Source organism: Cupriavidus taiwanensis LMG 19424 (genome assembly GCF_000069785.1).
GTDB classification, from domain to species: domain Bacteria; phylum Pseudomonadota; class Gammaproteobacteria; order Burkholderiales; family Burkholderiaceae; genus Cupriavidus; species Cupriavidus taiwanensis.
In genome coordinates this window covers 2,949,027-2,964,676 of record NC_010528.1, presented here as the reverse complement: position 1 = coordinate 2,964,676, position 15,650 = coordinate 2,949,027, and the positions used below count along the sequence as shown (strand labels likewise).

At 69.3% G+C, this 15,650-nt stretch carries 16 protein-coding genes; 8 read left to right on the top strand and 8 right to left on the bottom strand.

Translation table 11 applies throughout. From position 1 onward, the window contains the following. The 5 genes from grxD to hemA form a co-directional block, all read right to left on the bottom strand. On the bottom strand, window positions 1-312 hold the full coding sequence (gene grxD, locus RALTA_RS13630) for a Grx4 family monothiol glutaredoxin (protein WP_012354019.1): 312 nt from the start codon (window positions 310-312) through the stop codon (window positions 1-3). A gap of 121 nt (window positions 313-433) precedes the next feature. Next, on the bottom strand, window positions 434-1,327 hold the full coding sequence (gene prmC / locus RALTA_RS13625) for a peptide chain release factor N(5)-glutamine methyltransferase (RefSeq protein WP_041232212.1): 894 nt from the start codon (window positions 1,325-1,327) through the stop codon (window positions 434-436). A gap of 155 nt (window positions 1,328-1,482) precedes the next feature. Continuing rightward, the gene (locus tag RALTA_RS13620; protein WP_012354017.1) at window positions 1,483-1,812 is read right to left on the bottom strand and encodes a hypothetical protein; all 330 of its coding nucleotides are present in this window, start codon (window positions 1,810-1,812) and stop codon (window positions 1,483-1,485) included. Between the two features lie 192 nt (window positions 1,813-2,004). After that, window positions 2,005-3,087, bottom strand: coding sequence for a peptide chain release factor 1 (gene prfA, locus RALTA_RS13615; RefSeq protein ID WP_012354016.1), 1,083 nt, complete (start codon window positions 3,085-3,087; stop codon window positions 2,005-2,007). A 99-nt stretch (window positions 3,088-3,186) separates the two neighbouring features. Continuing rightward, window positions 3,187-4,491, bottom strand: coding sequence for a glutamyl-tRNA reductase (gene hemA / locus RALTA_RS13610; RefSeq protein WP_012354015.1), 1,305 nt, complete (start codon window positions 4,489-4,491; stop codon window positions 3,187-3,189). A 166-nt stretch (window positions 4,492-4,657) separates the two neighbouring features. On the opposite strand from hemA, the gene RALTA_RS13605 reads away from it, so the two are divergent. Beyond that, complete coding sequence (locus tag RALTA_RS13605) at window positions 4,658-4,903, top strand: hypothetical protein (protein ID WP_041232211.1); 246 nt, start codon at window positions 4,658-4,660, stop codon at window positions 4,901-4,903. Between the two features lie 70 nt (window positions 4,904-4,973). Here RALTA_RS13605 and RALTA_RS13600 read toward each other — a convergent pair whose 3' ends face one another. Beyond that, window positions 4,974-5,741: a 5'-methylthioadenosine/adenosylhomocysteine nucleosidase gene (locus tag RALTA_RS13600; RefSeq protein WP_012354013.1), complete on the bottom strand. Its 768-nt coding sequence runs from the start codon at window positions 5,739-5,741 to the stop codon at window positions 4,974-4,976. Between the two features lie 149 nt (window positions 5,742-5,890). Between RALTA_RS13600 and RALTA_RS13595 the strand changes: the two genes are divergently transcribed. From RALTA_RS13595 to RALTA_RS13585, 3 genes are read left to right on the top strand one after another with little or no spacing between them, the layout of a single operon-like run. Continuing rightward, window positions 5,891-6,937, top strand: coding sequence for a DUF2157 domain-containing protein (locus tag RALTA_RS13595; RefSeq protein WP_012354012.1), 1,047 nt, complete (start codon window positions 5,891-5,893; stop codon window positions 6,935-6,937). After that, window positions 6,934-8,049, top strand: a complete 1,116-nt coding sequence (locus RALTA_RS13590; RefSeq protein WP_012354011.1) for a DUF4401 domain-containing protein — start codon at window positions 6,934-6,936, stop codon at window positions 8,047-8,049. The genes RALTA_RS13595 and RALTA_RS13590 overlap by 4 nt, the downstream gene beginning before the upstream one ends. Further along, window positions 8,046-8,543 (top strand): GDYXXLXY domain-containing protein, encoded by a 498-nt coding sequence (locus tag RALTA_RS13585; RefSeq protein WP_012354010.1) that lies wholly within the window; start codon window positions 8,046-8,048, stop codon window positions 8,541-8,543. Before RALTA_RS13590 ends, RALTA_RS13585 begins: the two co-directional genes overlap by 4 nt. Window positions 8,544-8,614: 71 nt before the next feature. On the opposite strand, the gene ychF is transcribed toward RALTA_RS13585, so the two are convergent. Further along, entirely contained in the window at window positions 8,615-9,706 is a 1,092-nt protein-coding gene (gene ychF, locus RALTA_RS13580) for a redox-regulated ATPase YchF (protein ID WP_012354009.1), read from the bottom strand. Window positions 9,707-9,989: 283 nt separating this feature from the next. Then, window positions 9,990-10,235 (bottom strand): hypothetical protein, encoded by a 246-nt coding sequence (locus RALTA_RS13575; RefSeq protein WP_012354008.1) that lies wholly within the window; start codon window positions 10,233-10,235, stop codon window positions 9,990-9,992. Between the two features lie 260 nt (window positions 10,236-10,495). Between RALTA_RS13575 and RALTA_RS13570 the strand changes: the two genes are divergently transcribed. The 4 genes from RALTA_RS13570 (at window position 10,496) to RALTA_RS13555 (ending at window position 15,617) form a co-directional block, all read left to right on the top strand. Beyond that, a complete protein-coding gene (locus RALTA_RS13570; RefSeq protein ID WP_012354007.1) occupies window positions 10,496-11,785 on the top strand; it encodes a UbiH/UbiF family hydroxylase in 1,290 nt (429 codons plus the stop codon). A gap of 54 nt (window positions 11,786-11,839) precedes the next feature. Further along, the gene (locus tag RALTA_RS13565) at window positions 11,840-12,598 is read left to right on the top strand and encodes a DsbC family protein (RefSeq protein WP_012354006.1); all 759 of its coding nucleotides are present in this window, start codon (window positions 11,840-11,842) and stop codon (window positions 12,596-12,598) included. A 112-nt stretch (window positions 12,599-12,710) separates the two neighbouring features. Further along, the gene (gene acuI / locus RALTA_RS13560; RefSeq protein ID WP_012354005.1) at window positions 12,711-13,718 is read left to right on the top strand and encodes an acrylyl-CoA reductase (NADPH); all 1,008 of its coding nucleotides are present in this window, start codon (window positions 12,711-12,713) and stop codon (window positions 13,716-13,718) included. 84 nt (window positions 13,719-13,802) lie between these two features. Then, window positions 13,803-15,617, top strand: coding sequence for a M61 family metallopeptidase (locus RALTA_RS13555; RefSeq protein ID WP_012354004.1), 1,815 nt, complete (start codon window positions 13,803-13,805; stop codon window positions 15,615-15,617). The last annotated feature ends 33 nt before the right edge of the window (window positions 15,618-15,650 follow it).

Here is a 15,650-nt window from a genome sequence, read left to right as displayed (position 1 = left end):
TCAGCCCTTCAGCAGGGTTTGCAGTTCGCCGTTCTGGTACATCTCCATCATGATGTCCGAGCCGCCGATGAACTCGCCGTTCACGTAGAGCTGGGGAATGGTCGGCCAGTTGGCGTATTCCTTGATGCCCTGGCGGATGCCTTCGTCGTCCAGCACGTTGACCGTGGTCGGCGCATCGACGCCGCAGGCCTTCAGGATCTGGATGGCGCGGCCGGAGAAGCCGCACATCGGGAATTGCGCGGTGCCCTTCATGAACAGGACTACGGGGTTGCCCTTGACGATCTGGTCGATCTGTTGCTGCACGTCGCTCATGGTTTGCTTTTCAGTGGGGCGAGGCCGTGTCGCGGGCGCCGCCTGGGGAGAAAGGGATACCGTGCGGCCGGGCCGCACGGCGGGAGTCTGATAACGATTTTACCGGAATCGCCGCTGCGCTTCAGGGCGCCGCGGACGTGCCGGCAGGCCGTGCGCCCGGCCAGCGTCCGCCGGTGCAGCGCTCCAGCCCGGCCAGGTCGCGCGCCGTGAACACGTCGGCGAAGCCGGAGGCTTCGAGCAACTGGCGCGTCGCCGCGGCCTGGTCATAGCCATGTTCCATCAGCAGCCAGCCACCGGGCAGCAGCCGCATGCCGGCGCCGCTGACGATGGCGCGCAGGTCGGAGAGGCCATCGTCGTGGTCGGTCAGCGCGTCGATCGGCTCGAAGCGCAGGTCGCCTTCGGCCAGGTGCGGGTCGCCCGCGGCGATATAGGGCGGGTTGCTGACGATCAGGTGAAAGCGCAGGTCCGGCGGCAGCGCCGAGTACCAGTCGGAGACCAGGAACTCGATATGTTCGGCGCCCAGCGCGCGGGCATTGTCCTGCGCCACCATCAGCGCGCCGGGCGAGATGTCGGTGGCCCAGACCCGCGCGTCGCGCCGCTCGCGCGCCAGCGTCACGGCAAGGATGCCGGAGCCCGTGCCGAGGTCCAGCACATTGGGGTGCGGCACCGGGGCCAGCCGAGCCAGCGCGGCTTCCGCGGCAACCTCGGTATCGGGGCGCGGGATCAGCACGTCGGGCGTGACCCGGAACTTGCGGCCAAAGAACTCGCGTTCGCCGATCAGGTAGGCCATCGGCTCGCCCGCCAGCCGCCGCGCCAGCAGCGTCGCCAACGCATCGCGCTGGGCGATGGTCAGCACGTCGGTGTCGCGCGTGATCAGCTGGGTGCGGCTCAGGCCGGTGACGTGGGTCAGCAGCATGCGCGCTTCCAGCGCAGGCAGCCCGGCCATGGCGGCGAGGGTCTGGGCCTCGCGCAGCGTGGGCGTTGCCGGCAGCGCGGCGGAGTCGGGGGTGGACATCAAGTGGGCAAGAGACGGTTCTGGTGCCGGCTACAAAAAACCCCACCGGTGCGGGACCTGGCGGGGCTTCGGGGGCGGTGCTCTGGGGGACTTCCGGCTTCGCGCCAGTGTACCGCTCCTCGGCGGCGGCGGGCGCAATACCCCCGCCGGGGCGATTACTTATTGACGGCGTCCTTGGCCTTGTCGGCGCCGGCGTTGACGGCATCCTTGGCGGCCTGCTTGGCATGCTCCATGGCGTTGCCGGCGTCTACCTTGGCCTTCTCCGCGGCGGCGGAGGCGTTGGAGGCGGCGTCGCTCGCGGCAGCCTTGGCGGCGTCTGCGGCGTTGCTGGCGGCAGCGGCGGCATCGCTGGCGGCGGCCTTGGCGGATTCCGCGGCGCTTTGCATGGCGCTCTCGGCGTTCGAGGCGGCAGGCGGCGCTTCTTCCTTCTTGCTGCAAGCGGCCATGGCCGCGGTGATCATCAACAGCGCGAGCAGTTTTTTCATGATTTCGTCCTAGCTATGTTCTCGGGAGTGACTACCCGGCACCATTCTCCGTTTGCCGGTCGAAATCGATTATAGACAGCGACTATACCCCTGCCAGTGCTGTTTCAAGCATTTACAACAGATACAAAGACATCGGCGACTTTACGCGGTGTTCATCGCCGAAGCCTCGACTGGCTATCGCAACGTAGCGGTTCAGGCGTCTTCGCCCAGCGCAGCCAGCTGGTCCGCCTGGTGCTCGGCGGACAGCGCCGACAGCAGCTCGTCCATGTCGCCATCCATGATCATGTCGATCTTGTACAGCGTCAGGTTGATGCGGTGGTCGGTCACGCGGCCCTGCGGGAAGTTGTAGGTGCGGATGCGGTCGCTGCGGTCGCCCGAGCCGATCAGGTTGCGCCGCGTGCTGGCCTCGCGCGCCTGTGCGGCACGCGTCTGCATGTCCTTGATGCGGGCGGCGAGCACCTTCATCGCCTTGTCCTTGTTGCGGTGCTGGCTGCGGTCGTCCTGGCACTCGACCACGATGCCGGTCGGCAGGTGGGTCAGCCGCACCGCGGAATCGGTCTTGTTGACGTGCTGGCCGCCCGCGCCCGAGGCGCGAAAGGTGTCGATGCGCAGATCGGCCGGATTGATCTCGACCTCGCCGACCTCATCGGCCTCCGGCATCACGGCGACGGTACAGGCCGAGGTGTGGATGCGGCCCTGGGCCTCGGTGGCCGGCACGCGCTGCACGCGGTGGCCGCCCGACTCGAATTTCAGCCTGGAAAACGCGGCATCGCCGGCGATCCGGATGATCACTTCCTTGTAGCCGCCCAGGTCCGATTCCGATTCGCTCATCACCTCGACCTGCCAGCGCTGGCGTTCGGCGTAACGCGTGTACATCCGCAGCAGATCGGCGGCGAACAGCGCGCTTTCCTCGCCGCCAGTGCCGGCGCGGATTTCCAAAAGCAGGTTGCGGTCGTCGTTGGGGTCCTTCGGCAGCAGCAGGCGCTGCAGGCTGGCTTGCAGCGCTTCGAGCCGGTCGCGCGCGGCGGCGATCTCGTCGGCGGCAAAGTCCTTCATTTCCGGATCGTCGAGCAGCGCCTGCGCGGTCGCCAGATCGTCCTGGGCCTGCCGGTACTGGCTGTATTGCTCGGCCACGGGCGACAGCTCGGCATGCTCGCGGCTGAGCTTGCGGTACTGGTCGATATTGGCGGTCGCGTCTTCGCGCGCAAGCAGGGCGTTGACTTCGTCGAGTCGCTCGGCCAGTTGGTCGAGCTTGGCAAGCATGCTGGCTTTCATCGGGGCAGACAGGAAATGGGGTGGGCCGGGCCGCGCGCGTCATGTCGAGGGCGGCCGCAAGGGCATGCCGGGCGCGCGGCGCCGGCGCGGGGAGCGTGGCTAGCGCTCGGAATGGCTGCTGTGGCGGAACAGGCCCGGCACCAGGCGCAGCAGCGCCTCGCGGTCCTCGCCCTGGGTGTGGTTCAGCGCGTGCGTGGGGCCGTGCAGGAACTTGCGCGTCAGCGCGCCGGAGAGCGCCTCGAGCACGGCCTGCGGGTCGTCGCCGCGCGCCAGCATGCGGCGCGCGCGCTCCAGTTCGGCCTGGCGGATGGCTTCGCCGTTGCTCTGCAGTTCTCGGATGACCGGCACCACGCTGCGGGTTTCCAGCCAGTGCATGAAGTTCTGCACGCGGCTTTCGATGATGGCCTCGGCCTGCGCCACGGCGGCCTGGCGCAGGGCATTGCCTTCGCGCACGACCGCGCCGAGATCGTCGACGGTATAGAGGAAGACGTCGTCCAGGCGCGCGACCTCGGGCTCGACGTCGCGCGGCACGGCGAGGTCGACCATCATGATGGGGCGGTGCTTGCGCCGCTTGACCGCGCGCTCCACCGCGCCCAGGCCGATGATCGGCAGCGAGCTGGCGGTGCACGACACCACGATGTCGAACTCATGCAGGCGTTCGCCCAGTTCCGACAGGCGGATCGCGTTGGCGGTCAGGCCCTGGCCGCTGAGCTGCTCGGCCAGCTTTTCGCCGCGCTCCACGGTGCGGTTGGCCACCACGATCTGGCGCGGCTGCTGCGCGGCAAAGTGGGTGGCGCACAGCTCGATCATCTCGCCCGCGCCGATAAACAGCACGCGCTGGGTCGAAACGCTTTCGAAGATCCGCTGTGCCAGCCGCACCGCGGCCGCGGCCATCGATACCGAATGCGCGCCGATCTCGGTCTGGCCGCGCACTTCCTTGGCCACGGCAAAGGTGCGCTGGAACAGCTGGTTCAGGTACGTGCCCAGCGAGCCGGCTTCGCCGGCGGTGCGCACGGCGTCCTTGAGCTGGCCCAGGATCTGGGTCTCGCCCAGCACCATCGAATCCAGCCCGCTGGCCACGCGGAAGGCGTGGCGCACGGCCTCGGACTGCGGCAACGCGTACAGGTGCGGCGCCAGTTCCGTGGCCGGCACGTTGTGATGCTGCGCCAGCCAGCGCAGGGTGTGCTCGAAGCCGTCCGTGCCCGGCGTCAGGACGTCGGTGGCACAGTAGATCTCGGTGCGGTTGCAGGTGGACAGGATGGCGGCTTCGGTGCCGCTGCGCCCCGACAGGTGGGAGCGCAGCGCGCCCAGCGCCGGCTTGATCTGCTCGAGCGGAAACGCCACCCGCTCGCGCAGCGAGACGGGTGCCGTAGTGTGATTGATGCCGATCGCGAGCAGTTGCATTGTAGGGGACTGGTGTGGCCCGGAGCGCGGGCGGGCCGGATGTCATTATACCGCCGGGACCGATCATTGCAGTCGCCCGCCGCAGCGGGTGGCAGGGGCGCCGGATTGCAGTATCGTTACGCCGCAGCCCCATGCGGCTGTGATGCGGACAACACAGGAGAAGCGGATGCTGGGCACCTTGATCGTGGGTTTGCTGGTCGGACTGGCGGCGCGCCGGCTGCATCCGGCAGGGCGCGTGGTGACCCTGCCGGCCGCGCTGGTGCTGGGCGCGGCGGGTGCGGCGGCGGCCTTCTACACCGGCCGCGCGCTGCACTGGTTTGTCGACGGCCAGCTCAGCAGCTGGCTGGCGGTGATCGCCGGCTCGGCGCTGCTGGTGGGGTTGTGGGGCACGGTGCGGCCGCGCGGACGGTAAATTCTGAACCGACCCGCAGGTCGGGAATCTGCATGCCGTTTGATCCTGGTCAGGTGCCAGGGGGGTGGCTTCAGGCCCTTGCCGCCAGCAGGCGGCGTAGTACCCCGCTGGAATAGTGGCTGGCCACCTCGGTCAGGAATGCCGAAAAATCCACATGCGCCGTGTCGTCGGCGCGGTCGGAGATGGTCCGCATCACGGCGTACGGCACCCCGTATTCATGGCAGACCTGCGCCACCGCGGCGCCTTCCATTTCCACTGCCAGCAGGCCGGGCAGCCGCTCGCGCAGCTCCGCCACCGCGGTGGGCGAGCCGATGAACTGGTCGCCGCTGGCGATCATGCCCTGGTGCAGGGTCGGCGCCGCGACGCCAAACTTCTCGCGCACCGCGCGCGGCACGTCGACGGCCAGGTCGTGGCGCAGGAACTCCGCCGCGGCGGCATGCAGCTCGGCCGTCAGCGCCGCATCGGCCGGGAATTCGGCGCGCTCCAGCAGCGGCACTTCATGGCGGCCGAAGAACGGGCGCGCGTCCAGGTCATGCTGCAGGGTGCGGTCGGCGATGACGATGTCGCCCACCTGCGTATTGGGGCCGATGCCGCCGGCCAGGCCGGTAAAGACGATCTGCGTGGCCCCCAGTTCGCGGATCAGCGTGACCGTGGTGGCCGACGCCGCCACCTTGCCCATGCGCGCCAGCACCAGCACGCACGGCTGCCCGTACAGGTGGCCGGCGTAGTAGTCGCGCATGCCGATGGTCCGTACCGTGGCGCGGCTGTCGTCATGGCGCATGGCGGCAACGAGGCCGTCGACTTCATCGTGGATGGCGGCAAGGATTCCGAGGGTCATATGGCGGGCCTGGGACAAAGGCCACAGCATACCGGCCCGCGCCGGCAGGGCCTAGATGGCGAGCGACCGCACACCCCCTCCCTCGCAACAGGTGCGGCCCACCTATCACTTTGCTAAAGTCGCCGTCATTCCAGCACGCAAGGGCGAGCATGCAAGCAACCCGCATCGGAGCAAATGGCCCGGACCGCGAAGCAGTCGGCGAGCGGCGCGCCATCCGCCAGGCACTGGCCCACTGGCGCGCGCTCGGCCGCCTGGCCCCGGCTGCGGTCGCCGCGCCATGGGCGCGCACCGAACCGGTCGCCGCGGACTGGCGCCGCTGGCTGGACACCGCGCTGATGGCGCTGGGCACCGCGCTGCTGTGTGCCGGCGTGATCGTGTTCTTTGCCTTCAATTGGCAGGACCTGCACAAGTTTTCCAAGTTCGGCCTGCTGGCCGGCGCCATCACGCTGCTGGCCGGCTTTGCCTGGCTGCGCCCGGTGGGCGATGCCGCCGGCCGGGCCGCGCTCGGCGGCGCCCAGGTAGTGTCCGGCGTGCTGCTCGCAGTGATCGGCCAGACCTACCAGACCGGCGCGGACGCCTGGCAACTGTTCGCGCTGTGGGCGCTGCTGGCGCTGCCGTGGGCGCTGGCAGCGCGCGCGGCGCCGCACTGGTGGCTGGTCATCCTGGTCGGCAACGTGGCGCTGCTGCGGTATTTCAGCATCCGCTTCGGCGTCGACGGGGTGTTCTCGCTGCTGTTCGATTCGCGCCACGTGCGCACGGCAACGCTGTCCTTGCTGGGCGCGGTGGCGCTGCAGCTGGCGCTGTGGCAATGGCTGTGCGCGAAGGCGCCGGCGCTTGGCTTTCGCGGCCTGACCGGCGGCCGCATGCTGGCCGCGCTGGCGTGCCTGCATGCCGGCTCGCTCGGGCTGGCCAGCCTGCTGCGCAGCGATTTCGACGGCGCCGCCTTCGCGCTGGCGGTGCTGGCGCTGGCCGCGCTGGTCTGGTGGTTCCGCTGGCACGCCTTCGACATCGTGGTGCTGAGCCTGGCCTGTCTGACCGGCATCGTGCTGGCGGTGGCCGCCATCGCCAAGGTGCTGTTCGAGGGCAAGGACGATTTCGGCGCGTTCCTGTTGCTCGGCCTGCTGACCATCGGCCTGGCTGCCGCGGCGGCCGCCTGGCTGATGCGGGCCTGGCGCAGCCAGATGGAGCAGGCATGAGCAACGTACTGCAGACCGAACAACGCCTGTGGCAACAACTCGCCGCGCGCGGCGAGGTACAGGGCGAGCCGCCCGCGCATCCCCATACGCCGTGGGCGGTGCGCTGCCTGATGGGCGCGGCGGGCTGGCTGGGCGCCTTGTTCTTCCAGTTCTTCCTGGTCGGCACGGTGTTCGTTGCCGCGCGCGAGAACGGTGTGGCGATGGCCGTTACCGGGCTGGCGATGATCGCGCTGGCGGCGCTGCTGTACTGGCGCGGCGGCGGCATCGCCGCAGGGCAGTTCGCGCTGGCGGTCAGCCTGAGCGGGCAGGGCATGGCGGTGTTCGGCCTGACCGAGGCGCTGGGCTTCACGCGCGTGGCCGAGAGCGCCGGGTTCTGGGCCGCGCTGGCGCTGTTCGAAGCCGCGCTGGCCTGGCTGGTGCCCAACCGGCTGCACCGGCTGCTGTGCGGGCTGGGCGCGTGGATCGGCCTGGCCGGCGCGGTGCACCTGCTCATGGCTGGCAGCAAGCCGGAGGACTGGTTGTTGCTGACGTGGTCGCTCGGCTGGCTGGTGCCGCTTGGCGCCGCCCTGGCGGCCGGCTTCACGCTGGCCGAGGCGCGCCTGTGCGCGCACGGCCGCCATGCGGTGCTGGAACCGCTGGCCGACGCGACGCTGCTGTTCACGCTGGCGGCGGCGCTGGTCGTCACCGGCATGAGCCATCCGCTGGCCTGGCTGGACGGTCCGGACGCGGCGCGCATCCCGCTGGCGCACTGGGCCGCGGGCGGACTGGTCACGGTGATGCTGGCCGGCTTCGCGCTGGCCGAATGCCGCCGCCTGGCGCTCGGCCAGGCCATGCAGGGCGCCGTGCTGGGCGGCCTGGTCGCGTTCGGCGCGCTGATGGCAGCGGCGCCCGCGGTCGTGGCCGGTGTGCTGGCGCTGGGGCTGGCGCTGCGGCGGGCGTCGATGCCGTGGCAGGGGCTGGGCGTCGCCAGCATTGCCATCGGTTTTATCTGGTACTACTCGGCGCTGCACTGGACCCTGCTGGCCAAGTCCGCCACGCTCGCCGCGGCCGGCGTGCTGCTGCTGGCCGGGCGCCACTGGCTGCTGCACCGCGCACAGATGGAGGCCGCATGAGACGCTGGATCCTGATTGCCTGGGCGCTGACACTGGCGCTTGCCGCCGCCGGCATCGCCGGCAAGGAGCGCCTGCTGGCGCGCGGCGATACCGTCTTCCTCAGGCTGGCTCCAGTCGACCCGCGCTCGCTGATGCAGGGCGACTACATGGCCCTGAACTTCGACATCGGCAACCAGATCCGCGCCACCCGGGCGCAGGACGCTCAGGTGCCGCGCGACGGCGTCGCCGTGATCCGCCGCGATGAACAGGGCGTTGCCAGTTTCGTGCGCGTGCACGGCGCCGAGCCGCTGTCGCCGGGCGAGCAACTGCTGCGTTACCAGACCGCGCGCTCGCGCTGGGGCGGCATGCAGGTGCAGGTGTCGACCGACGCGTATTTCTTCCAGGAGGGGCAGGCTAAGCGCTTCGCCCAGGCCGAATACGGGGAATTCCGCGTGGGGGCGGACGGGCAGGCGCTGCTGGTGGGCTTGCGCGGCAAGGGGATGGAGAAGCTGTGAGGCGGGCGCGGTGCGCCGCGCCAATGAAAAAGCCCGCATCGCTGCGGGCTTCCTGACGGGTCTGGCGGGAATCAGACGTTGAACAGGAAGTTCATCACATCCCCATCCTTCACCACATATTCCTTGCCTTCGGCGCGCATCTTGCCGGCTTCCTTGGCGCCCGTCTCGCCCTTGAAGGCGATGAAGTCGTCATAGGCGATGGTCTGCGCGCGGATGAAGCCGCGTTCGAAGTCGGTGTGGATCACGCCGGCGGCCTTGGGCGCGGTGTCGCCCACGTGGATGGTCCAGGCGCGCACTTCCTTGACGCCGGCAGTGAAGTACGTCTGCAGGCCCAGCAGCTTGAAGCCGGCGCGGATCACGCGGTCCAGGCCCGGCTCTTCCATGCCCAGGTCGGCCAGGAACTCGGCCTTGTCGGCGTCGTCGAGGTCGGCGATCTCGGCTTCGATGGCGGCGCACACGGCGACCACGGGGGAATCGGTCTGCTTGGCGTATTCGCGCACCGCATCCAGGTGCGGGTTGTTGTCGAAACCATCCTCGCGCACGTTGGCCACGTACATGGTCGGCTTGGCGGTGATCAGGCAGAACGGGCGGATCGCATCCCATTCTTCCGGCGCCAGGTCCAGGGTGCGAACCGCCTTGGCCTGGTCGAGCACCGACTGGGCCTTTTCCAGCACGGCGACCAGGCGCTGGGCTTCCTTGTCGCCGGCGCGGGCCGGCTTGACGTAGCGCGCCAGGGCCTTTTCCACCGTGGCCAGGTCGGCCAGCGCCAGTTCGGTGTTGATGACTTCGATATCCGACAGCGGGTCGACTCGGCCAGCCACGTGGATCACGTTGTCGTCCTCGAAGCAGCGCACGACGTGGGTGATGGCATCGCATTCGCGGATATTGGCCAGGAACTGGTTGCCCAGGCCTTCACCCTTGGAGGCGCCCGCCACCAGGCCGGCGATGTCGACGAATTCGACCGTGGCCGGCAGGATGCGCTCCGGCTTGACGATGTCGGCCAGTTTCGCGAGCCTCGGATCCGGCACCTCGACCACGCCCACATTGGGCTCGATGGTGCAGAACGGATAGTTTTCGGCGGCGATGCCGGCCTTGGTCAGGGCGTTGAACAGCGTGGACTTGCCGACGTTGGGCAGGCCGACGATGCCGCATTGGAGGCTCATGGTGTGGTCTTCGGAATCAATGGGTTGCGTGATGCCACCGGGTCCGCGAAGCCGGCGCGGGCGCGGATCGCGCGCTGCCGCGGGCAAGGGCTTCGGGACGAGACAAAGGCATCACATCGCGCTGGCTCGGCGAGGTTGCGCGCCTTTGCCACGAAAAACGCGATTGTAACCTTTTGGGGGCCGGGAACGGTGCGGGGACGAGCGCGGCCCAGGTAAAACAAACGGCCAAGGGATCAACCTTGGCCGTGCATCGTGGTCGGATGCCAGATCGTGTGGGTGGCGATCAGGCTCCGTCGCTGAATCCGTCCCGCATATCGGTGGTCTTCGCGCCATCGGTGAACATGTCGCGCTGGTCCACGGTTCGTGCGCCATCGGTGAAGCTGTCGCGCGTGCGCGCGCCGTCGGTGTAGACATCAAACTTCGAAACCTTCGCGCCATCCGTATAGACGTCGCGAGGACCGGTACCCCCGAATGCCGTGCCCATGGCCCCCGCGGCGGCTACGGCAATCAATAGTGATTGTTTAATCATTGGTCCACCTCCCTTCAGGTGGTGAGTTCCCCGGCCAGAAACATTTCGTTTCAATATAGGCCCGAGCCCCTGCGCGGGCGGCAATGCCCATCCTATTGTTTTGTTCTAAGGCTTATGACCTGCGGATATAAGGAGCGGGCCAACGAGATGGGTACCCTCGGAGGCTTGTCCATAAGTGTCCGGATGCGCCGGGCGGGCCACCTTCGTACCGACGGGGCGGCTCGGACGGAGCCCCGGAGTGACGTGGCTATAATCCAGCCATGACCCGATCCCACGCGTCCGCGCGACCCGCCGCGCGCAAATCCTCCGCTTTCCAGGTTGCCGTCGTCGGTGGCGGCATCGTCGGCAAGTCCTGCGCGCTGCTGCTGGCCCAGCAGGGCATGGACGTCGCGCTGATCGCGCCCAGGCCGGCGCGCGCCGCGGCCGCCGCCGGGCCGGACGACTGGGACAGCCGCATCTATGCTTTCTCCGCCAGCTCGCAGGCGCTGCTCGAGCGCATGCGCGTGTGGGAGGCGCTGGACCCGGCGCGGATCCAGCCGGTGCGCGACATGCGCGTATTCGGCGACGTCAGCGCCGCCGAGACCTCGCCCAGCTTCGATGGCGACCTGCATTTTTCCGCGTATGCCGCGGCGGTGCCGCAGCTGGCGTGGATCATCGAGTCGCGCCTGGTCGAGCGCGCGCTCGACCAGGCGCTGGGCTTCCAGCACCAGGTGACGTGGCACGACGGCACCGCCGGCGTGTGCGAGCGCGACCCCGACGGCATCACACTGACGCTGGACAACGGCAGCAAGGTGCGCACCGCGCTGGCGATCGGCGCCGACGGCGCGCGCTCGTGGCTGCGCCAGCAATGCCATATCGGCGTCAGCACGCGCAAGTACCGCCAGCTTGGCGTGGTGGCCAACTTTGCCTGCGAGCGGCCGCACCATGAAACCGCATGGCAGTGGTTCCTGGGCGCGCCGGAAAAGCTGATGGCCGACGAGGAACCCGCCAACGGCGAAGTGCTGGCCATGCTGCCGCTGCCGGACAACCACGTGTCGATGGTCTGGTCCGCCGACGAGGCCCACGCGCGCGAGCTGCTGGCACTATCGCCCGAGGCGCTGGCCGCCACCGTGATGCAGGGCGCCAGCGGCGCGGTCGGCGCCCGCTTCGGCGCGCTGCGCTGCGTGACCCCGGCGCAGGGCTTCCCGCTGGTGCTGCAGCGTGCCGACCAGTTCGTGCAGCCGCACGTGGCGCTGGTGGGCGACGCCGCCCACGTGGTGCATCCGCTGGCCGGCCAGGGCATGAACCTGGGCCTGCGCGACGTCGCGGAACTCGGCCGCGTGATGGCCGACAAAGAACCTTTCCGCAGCGAGGGCGACCTGCGCCTGCTGCGCCGCTATGAGCGCGCGCGCGCCACCGACCTGTTGTCGCTGACCGCCGCCACCGACGGGCTGCACCGGCTGTTCTCGCTGCCAGGCAGCGTGGCGCGGGTAGTCCGCAATACCGGCATGCGCGCGGTCGGCGGACAGTCCCTGCTCAAGCGCTTGCTGATCGGGCGCGCGCTCGGCTAGGTCCGCACGCACTGTCCGGCCCGTACGCCCCCTTACCGAATTCCTGGAGTCCACATGTTCCCATCCCTGCGCCGCCGTCCCGCCGTCTACGCCACCATCACCGCCATCGCCGGCGGACTGGCCGCGGCCGGCTTCGCGCTGCACGCCATGGCGGCGGGCGAGCCCGGCACCGACCGCATCAAGGAATCCCTGCAGAAGATGCTGGGCGGCCGCGCCGAAGTGAAGAGCGTCGGCAAGACTCCGGTGCCGGGCCTGTTCGAAGCCAATATCGGCGGCCAGGTGGTGTACACCGATGCCACCGGGCGCTACATCCTGAACGGCGAGATGATCGATACCCGCACCGGCACCAACCTGACCGAGGAGCGGCTGGCCGAGATCAACCGCATCAAGTGGTCGGACCTGCCGCTGGCGCGCGCGATCAAGTGGAGCAAGGGCGATGGCAGCCGCCAGATCGCGGTGTTCTCCGACCCCAACTGCGGCTACTGTAAGCGCATCGAACAAACCTTCCAGCAGATGGACAACATCACGGTGTACACCTTCCTGTACCCGGTGCTGTCGCCGGATTCGGAGACCAAGTCGAAACAGGTCTGGTGCGCGGCCGACCGCACCAAGGCCTGGCGCGACTGGATGCTCAAGCAGGTGGCGCTGACCGGCAACGGCAGCTGCAAGACGCCGCTGGAAGAGAACCTGGCGCTGGGCCACAGCATGAACGTGACCGGCACCCCCGCGGTGTTCTTCACCGACGGCACCCGCATCCCCGGCGCGGCGGACGTCGCCACGCTGGAACGCAAGCTCGCCAGCATCAAGAAATAAGCGTGCGCCGGACCTGTCCCGGCTCGAGCGACGGCCGGACCTGTCCGGCCGTTGTGCTTTCTGGCTTTCCCATCATCGCATGCGATCGCCGCCAGGCGACCAAGGAGACACCATGACTTTCCAGGCAGTGCTGTTGACCCAGGCCCCCGACGGGGCTACCCAGGCCAATCTCGCCACGCTCGACGATGCGCAGTTGCCCGCCGATGGCGACGTGCTGGTTGCCGTCGATTACTCCACCATCAACTTCAAGGATGGCCTCGCCATCACGGGGCGCTCGCCGGTGGTGCGCAAGTGGCCGATGGTGGCGGGCATCGACGGTGCCGGCACGGTGCTGGAGTCCGCGCATCCGCGCTGGAAGGCCGGCGACAAGGTGGTGCTGAACGGCTACGGCGTGGGCGAGACCCACTGGGGCTGCCTGGCGCAGCGCGCGCGCCTGAAGGGCGACTGGCTGGTGCCGCTGCCAGCCGCCTTCACCACGCGCCAGGCCATGGCGATCGGCACCGCGGGTTATACCGCGATGCTGTCGGTGCTGGCGCTGGAGCGCGGCGGCGTCAACGGTCCGGTGCGCCCCGGCGACGGCGAGGTGCTGGTAACCGGGGCCTCGGGCGGCGTGGGTTCGGTGGCGATCGCGCTGCTGAGCAAGCTGGGCTACAAGGTGGTGGCTTCGACCGGCAAGACGCGCGAGGCGGATTTCCTGAAGGCGCTCGGCGCCGACGACGTGATCGACCGCGCCGAGCTGGGCGTGCCCGGCAAGCCGCTGCAAAAAGAACGCTGGGCCGCGGTCATCGATTCGGTCGGCTCGCACACGCTGGTCAACGCTTGCGCGCAGCTGCGCTATGGCGGCGTGGTGACGGCGTGCGGGCTGGCGCAGGGGCTGGATTTCCCCGGCTCGGTCGCGCCCTTCATCCTGCGCGGCATCACGCTGCACGGCATCGACAGCGTGATGGCGGCAATGCCGCTGCGCGAACAGGCCTGGCAGCGCCTGGCCAGCGACCTTGAGCTGGACCGGCTCAACGCGCTGACGCGCGAGATCGGCCTCGGCGAAGCCATCGACGCCGGCCGCAAGATCATGGAAGGCGCCATGCGCGGGCGCGTGGTGGTGGATGTGAATCGCGGCTGAGCAGCACCGGGCCGTCTCGCCGCGCCTTCCTCGCGCGTTCCCCGCGTCGGCGCTGCATGCAGCGCCGACGTTACAATCCTGCCCATGACGCCGATCCGCTACGCCATCGCCCCGCTTCAGCCTGAAGCGCACCTGTTTGCCGTTACCGTCACCGTAAGCGAGCCCGATCCGGCCGGGCAGTGTTTCTCGCTGCCGGCGTGGATTCCCGGCAGCTACATGATCCGGGACTTCGCGCGCAATATCGTGCGCATCCGCGCCGATGCGGGCGGGCGCGAGATCGCGCTGGCCAAGCTCGACAAGCAGCGCTGGCAGGCCGCGCCGGTCACCCTGGCCGACGGCCCGCTGACGCTCAGCTACGAGGTCTACGCCTGGGACCTGTCGGTGCGCGCCGCGCACCTGGACACCACGCACGGCTTCTTCAACGGCAGCTCGGTGTTCCTGTGCGTCGAGGGGCAGGCCGAGCGGCCCTGCACCGTCGACATCCATGCGCCCGCGGGCGAGGCCTACCGCGACTGGCGCGTGGCCACCGCCATGCGCGAGGCGCCGGGCCGCGACGGGGCGAAGCGCTACGGCTTCGGCCGCTACCAGGTGGCCGACTACGACGAACTGGTCGACCACCCGGTCGAGATGGGCACCTTCCAGCTGGCCAGCTTCCGCGCCTGCGGCGCGCAGCACGACGTGGTCTTCACCGGCCGCGTGCCGCAGCTGGACCTGGAACGCGTGTGCCGCGACCTGAAGCGCATCTGCGAGACCCAGATCCGGCTGTTCGAGCCCCGCACCGCGCAGGCGCCGTTCCTCGACAGCAACCGGCGCTACGTGTTCATGACCATGGTCACCAGCGACGGCTACGGCGGCCTGGAGCATCGCGCCAGCACCGCGCTGATCTGCTCGCGCAATGACCTGCCGGTGCGCGGCGACAGCGAAACCAGCGAGGGCTACCGCACCTTCCTCGGGCTGTGCAGCCACGAGTATTTCCACACCTGGAACGTCAAGCGCATCAAGCCGGCCGCATTCGTGCCGTACCGGCTGGCGCAGGAAACCTACACGCCGCTGCTGTGGCTGTTCGAGGGCTTCACCAGCTACTACGACGACCTGGTGCTGGTGCGCTCGGGCTGCGTCACCGAGGCGCAGTATGTCGAGATGCTGGCCAAGACCTGGAACGGCGTGCTGCGCGGCAACGGCCGCACCAAGCAGAGCGTGTCCGAAAGCTCTTTCGACGCCTGGACCAAGTACTACCGCCAGGACGAGAACGCGCCCAACGCCATCGTCAGCTATTACACCAAGGGCGCGCTGGTGGCGCTGGTGCTGGACCTGACCATCCGCGACAAGACCCGCGGGCGGCGCTCGCTCGACGATGTCATGCGCGCGCTGTGGCGCGGCTACGGCCGCGGCTTCTATGCGCCGGACGCGGTGCAGCGCGGCGTGACCGAGGCCGAGGTCTATGCGCTGTTCGATGAAGTCACGGGCCTGCGCCTGGGGCCACTGCTGCGCGCGCTGACCGAAGGTACCGGCGAGCTGCCGCTGCCGGCGCTGTTCAAGCGGTTCGGCATCAAGGCCGAGGCGCAGAAGCCGGCGCGCACCGCCGCGCTGGGAATCAAGGTCAAGACCGAGGACGGCTGGGTGCGCGTGACCCAGGTGCTCGACGGCGGCGCCGCGCAGGCCGCGGGCCTGTCCGCCGGCGACCTGCTGGTGGCCGTCGACGGCGTGCGCATGGCGCCGGGCCAGCTCGACAAGCTGCTGGCACGCTACCGCCCCGGCGACCGCGTCGAGCTGCACGCGTTCCGCCGCGACGAGCTGCAGGCGCTGCCGGTGACGCTGGCGCGCGAGCCGGCGGCGCAGTTCAAGCTCAAGGCGGAGGGCGGGCGGCATGCGGCGCGCTCGCGCTGGCTGGGCCAGTGAGCTAGCCTGGTCTTCTTTCGCCGCGACACCCGA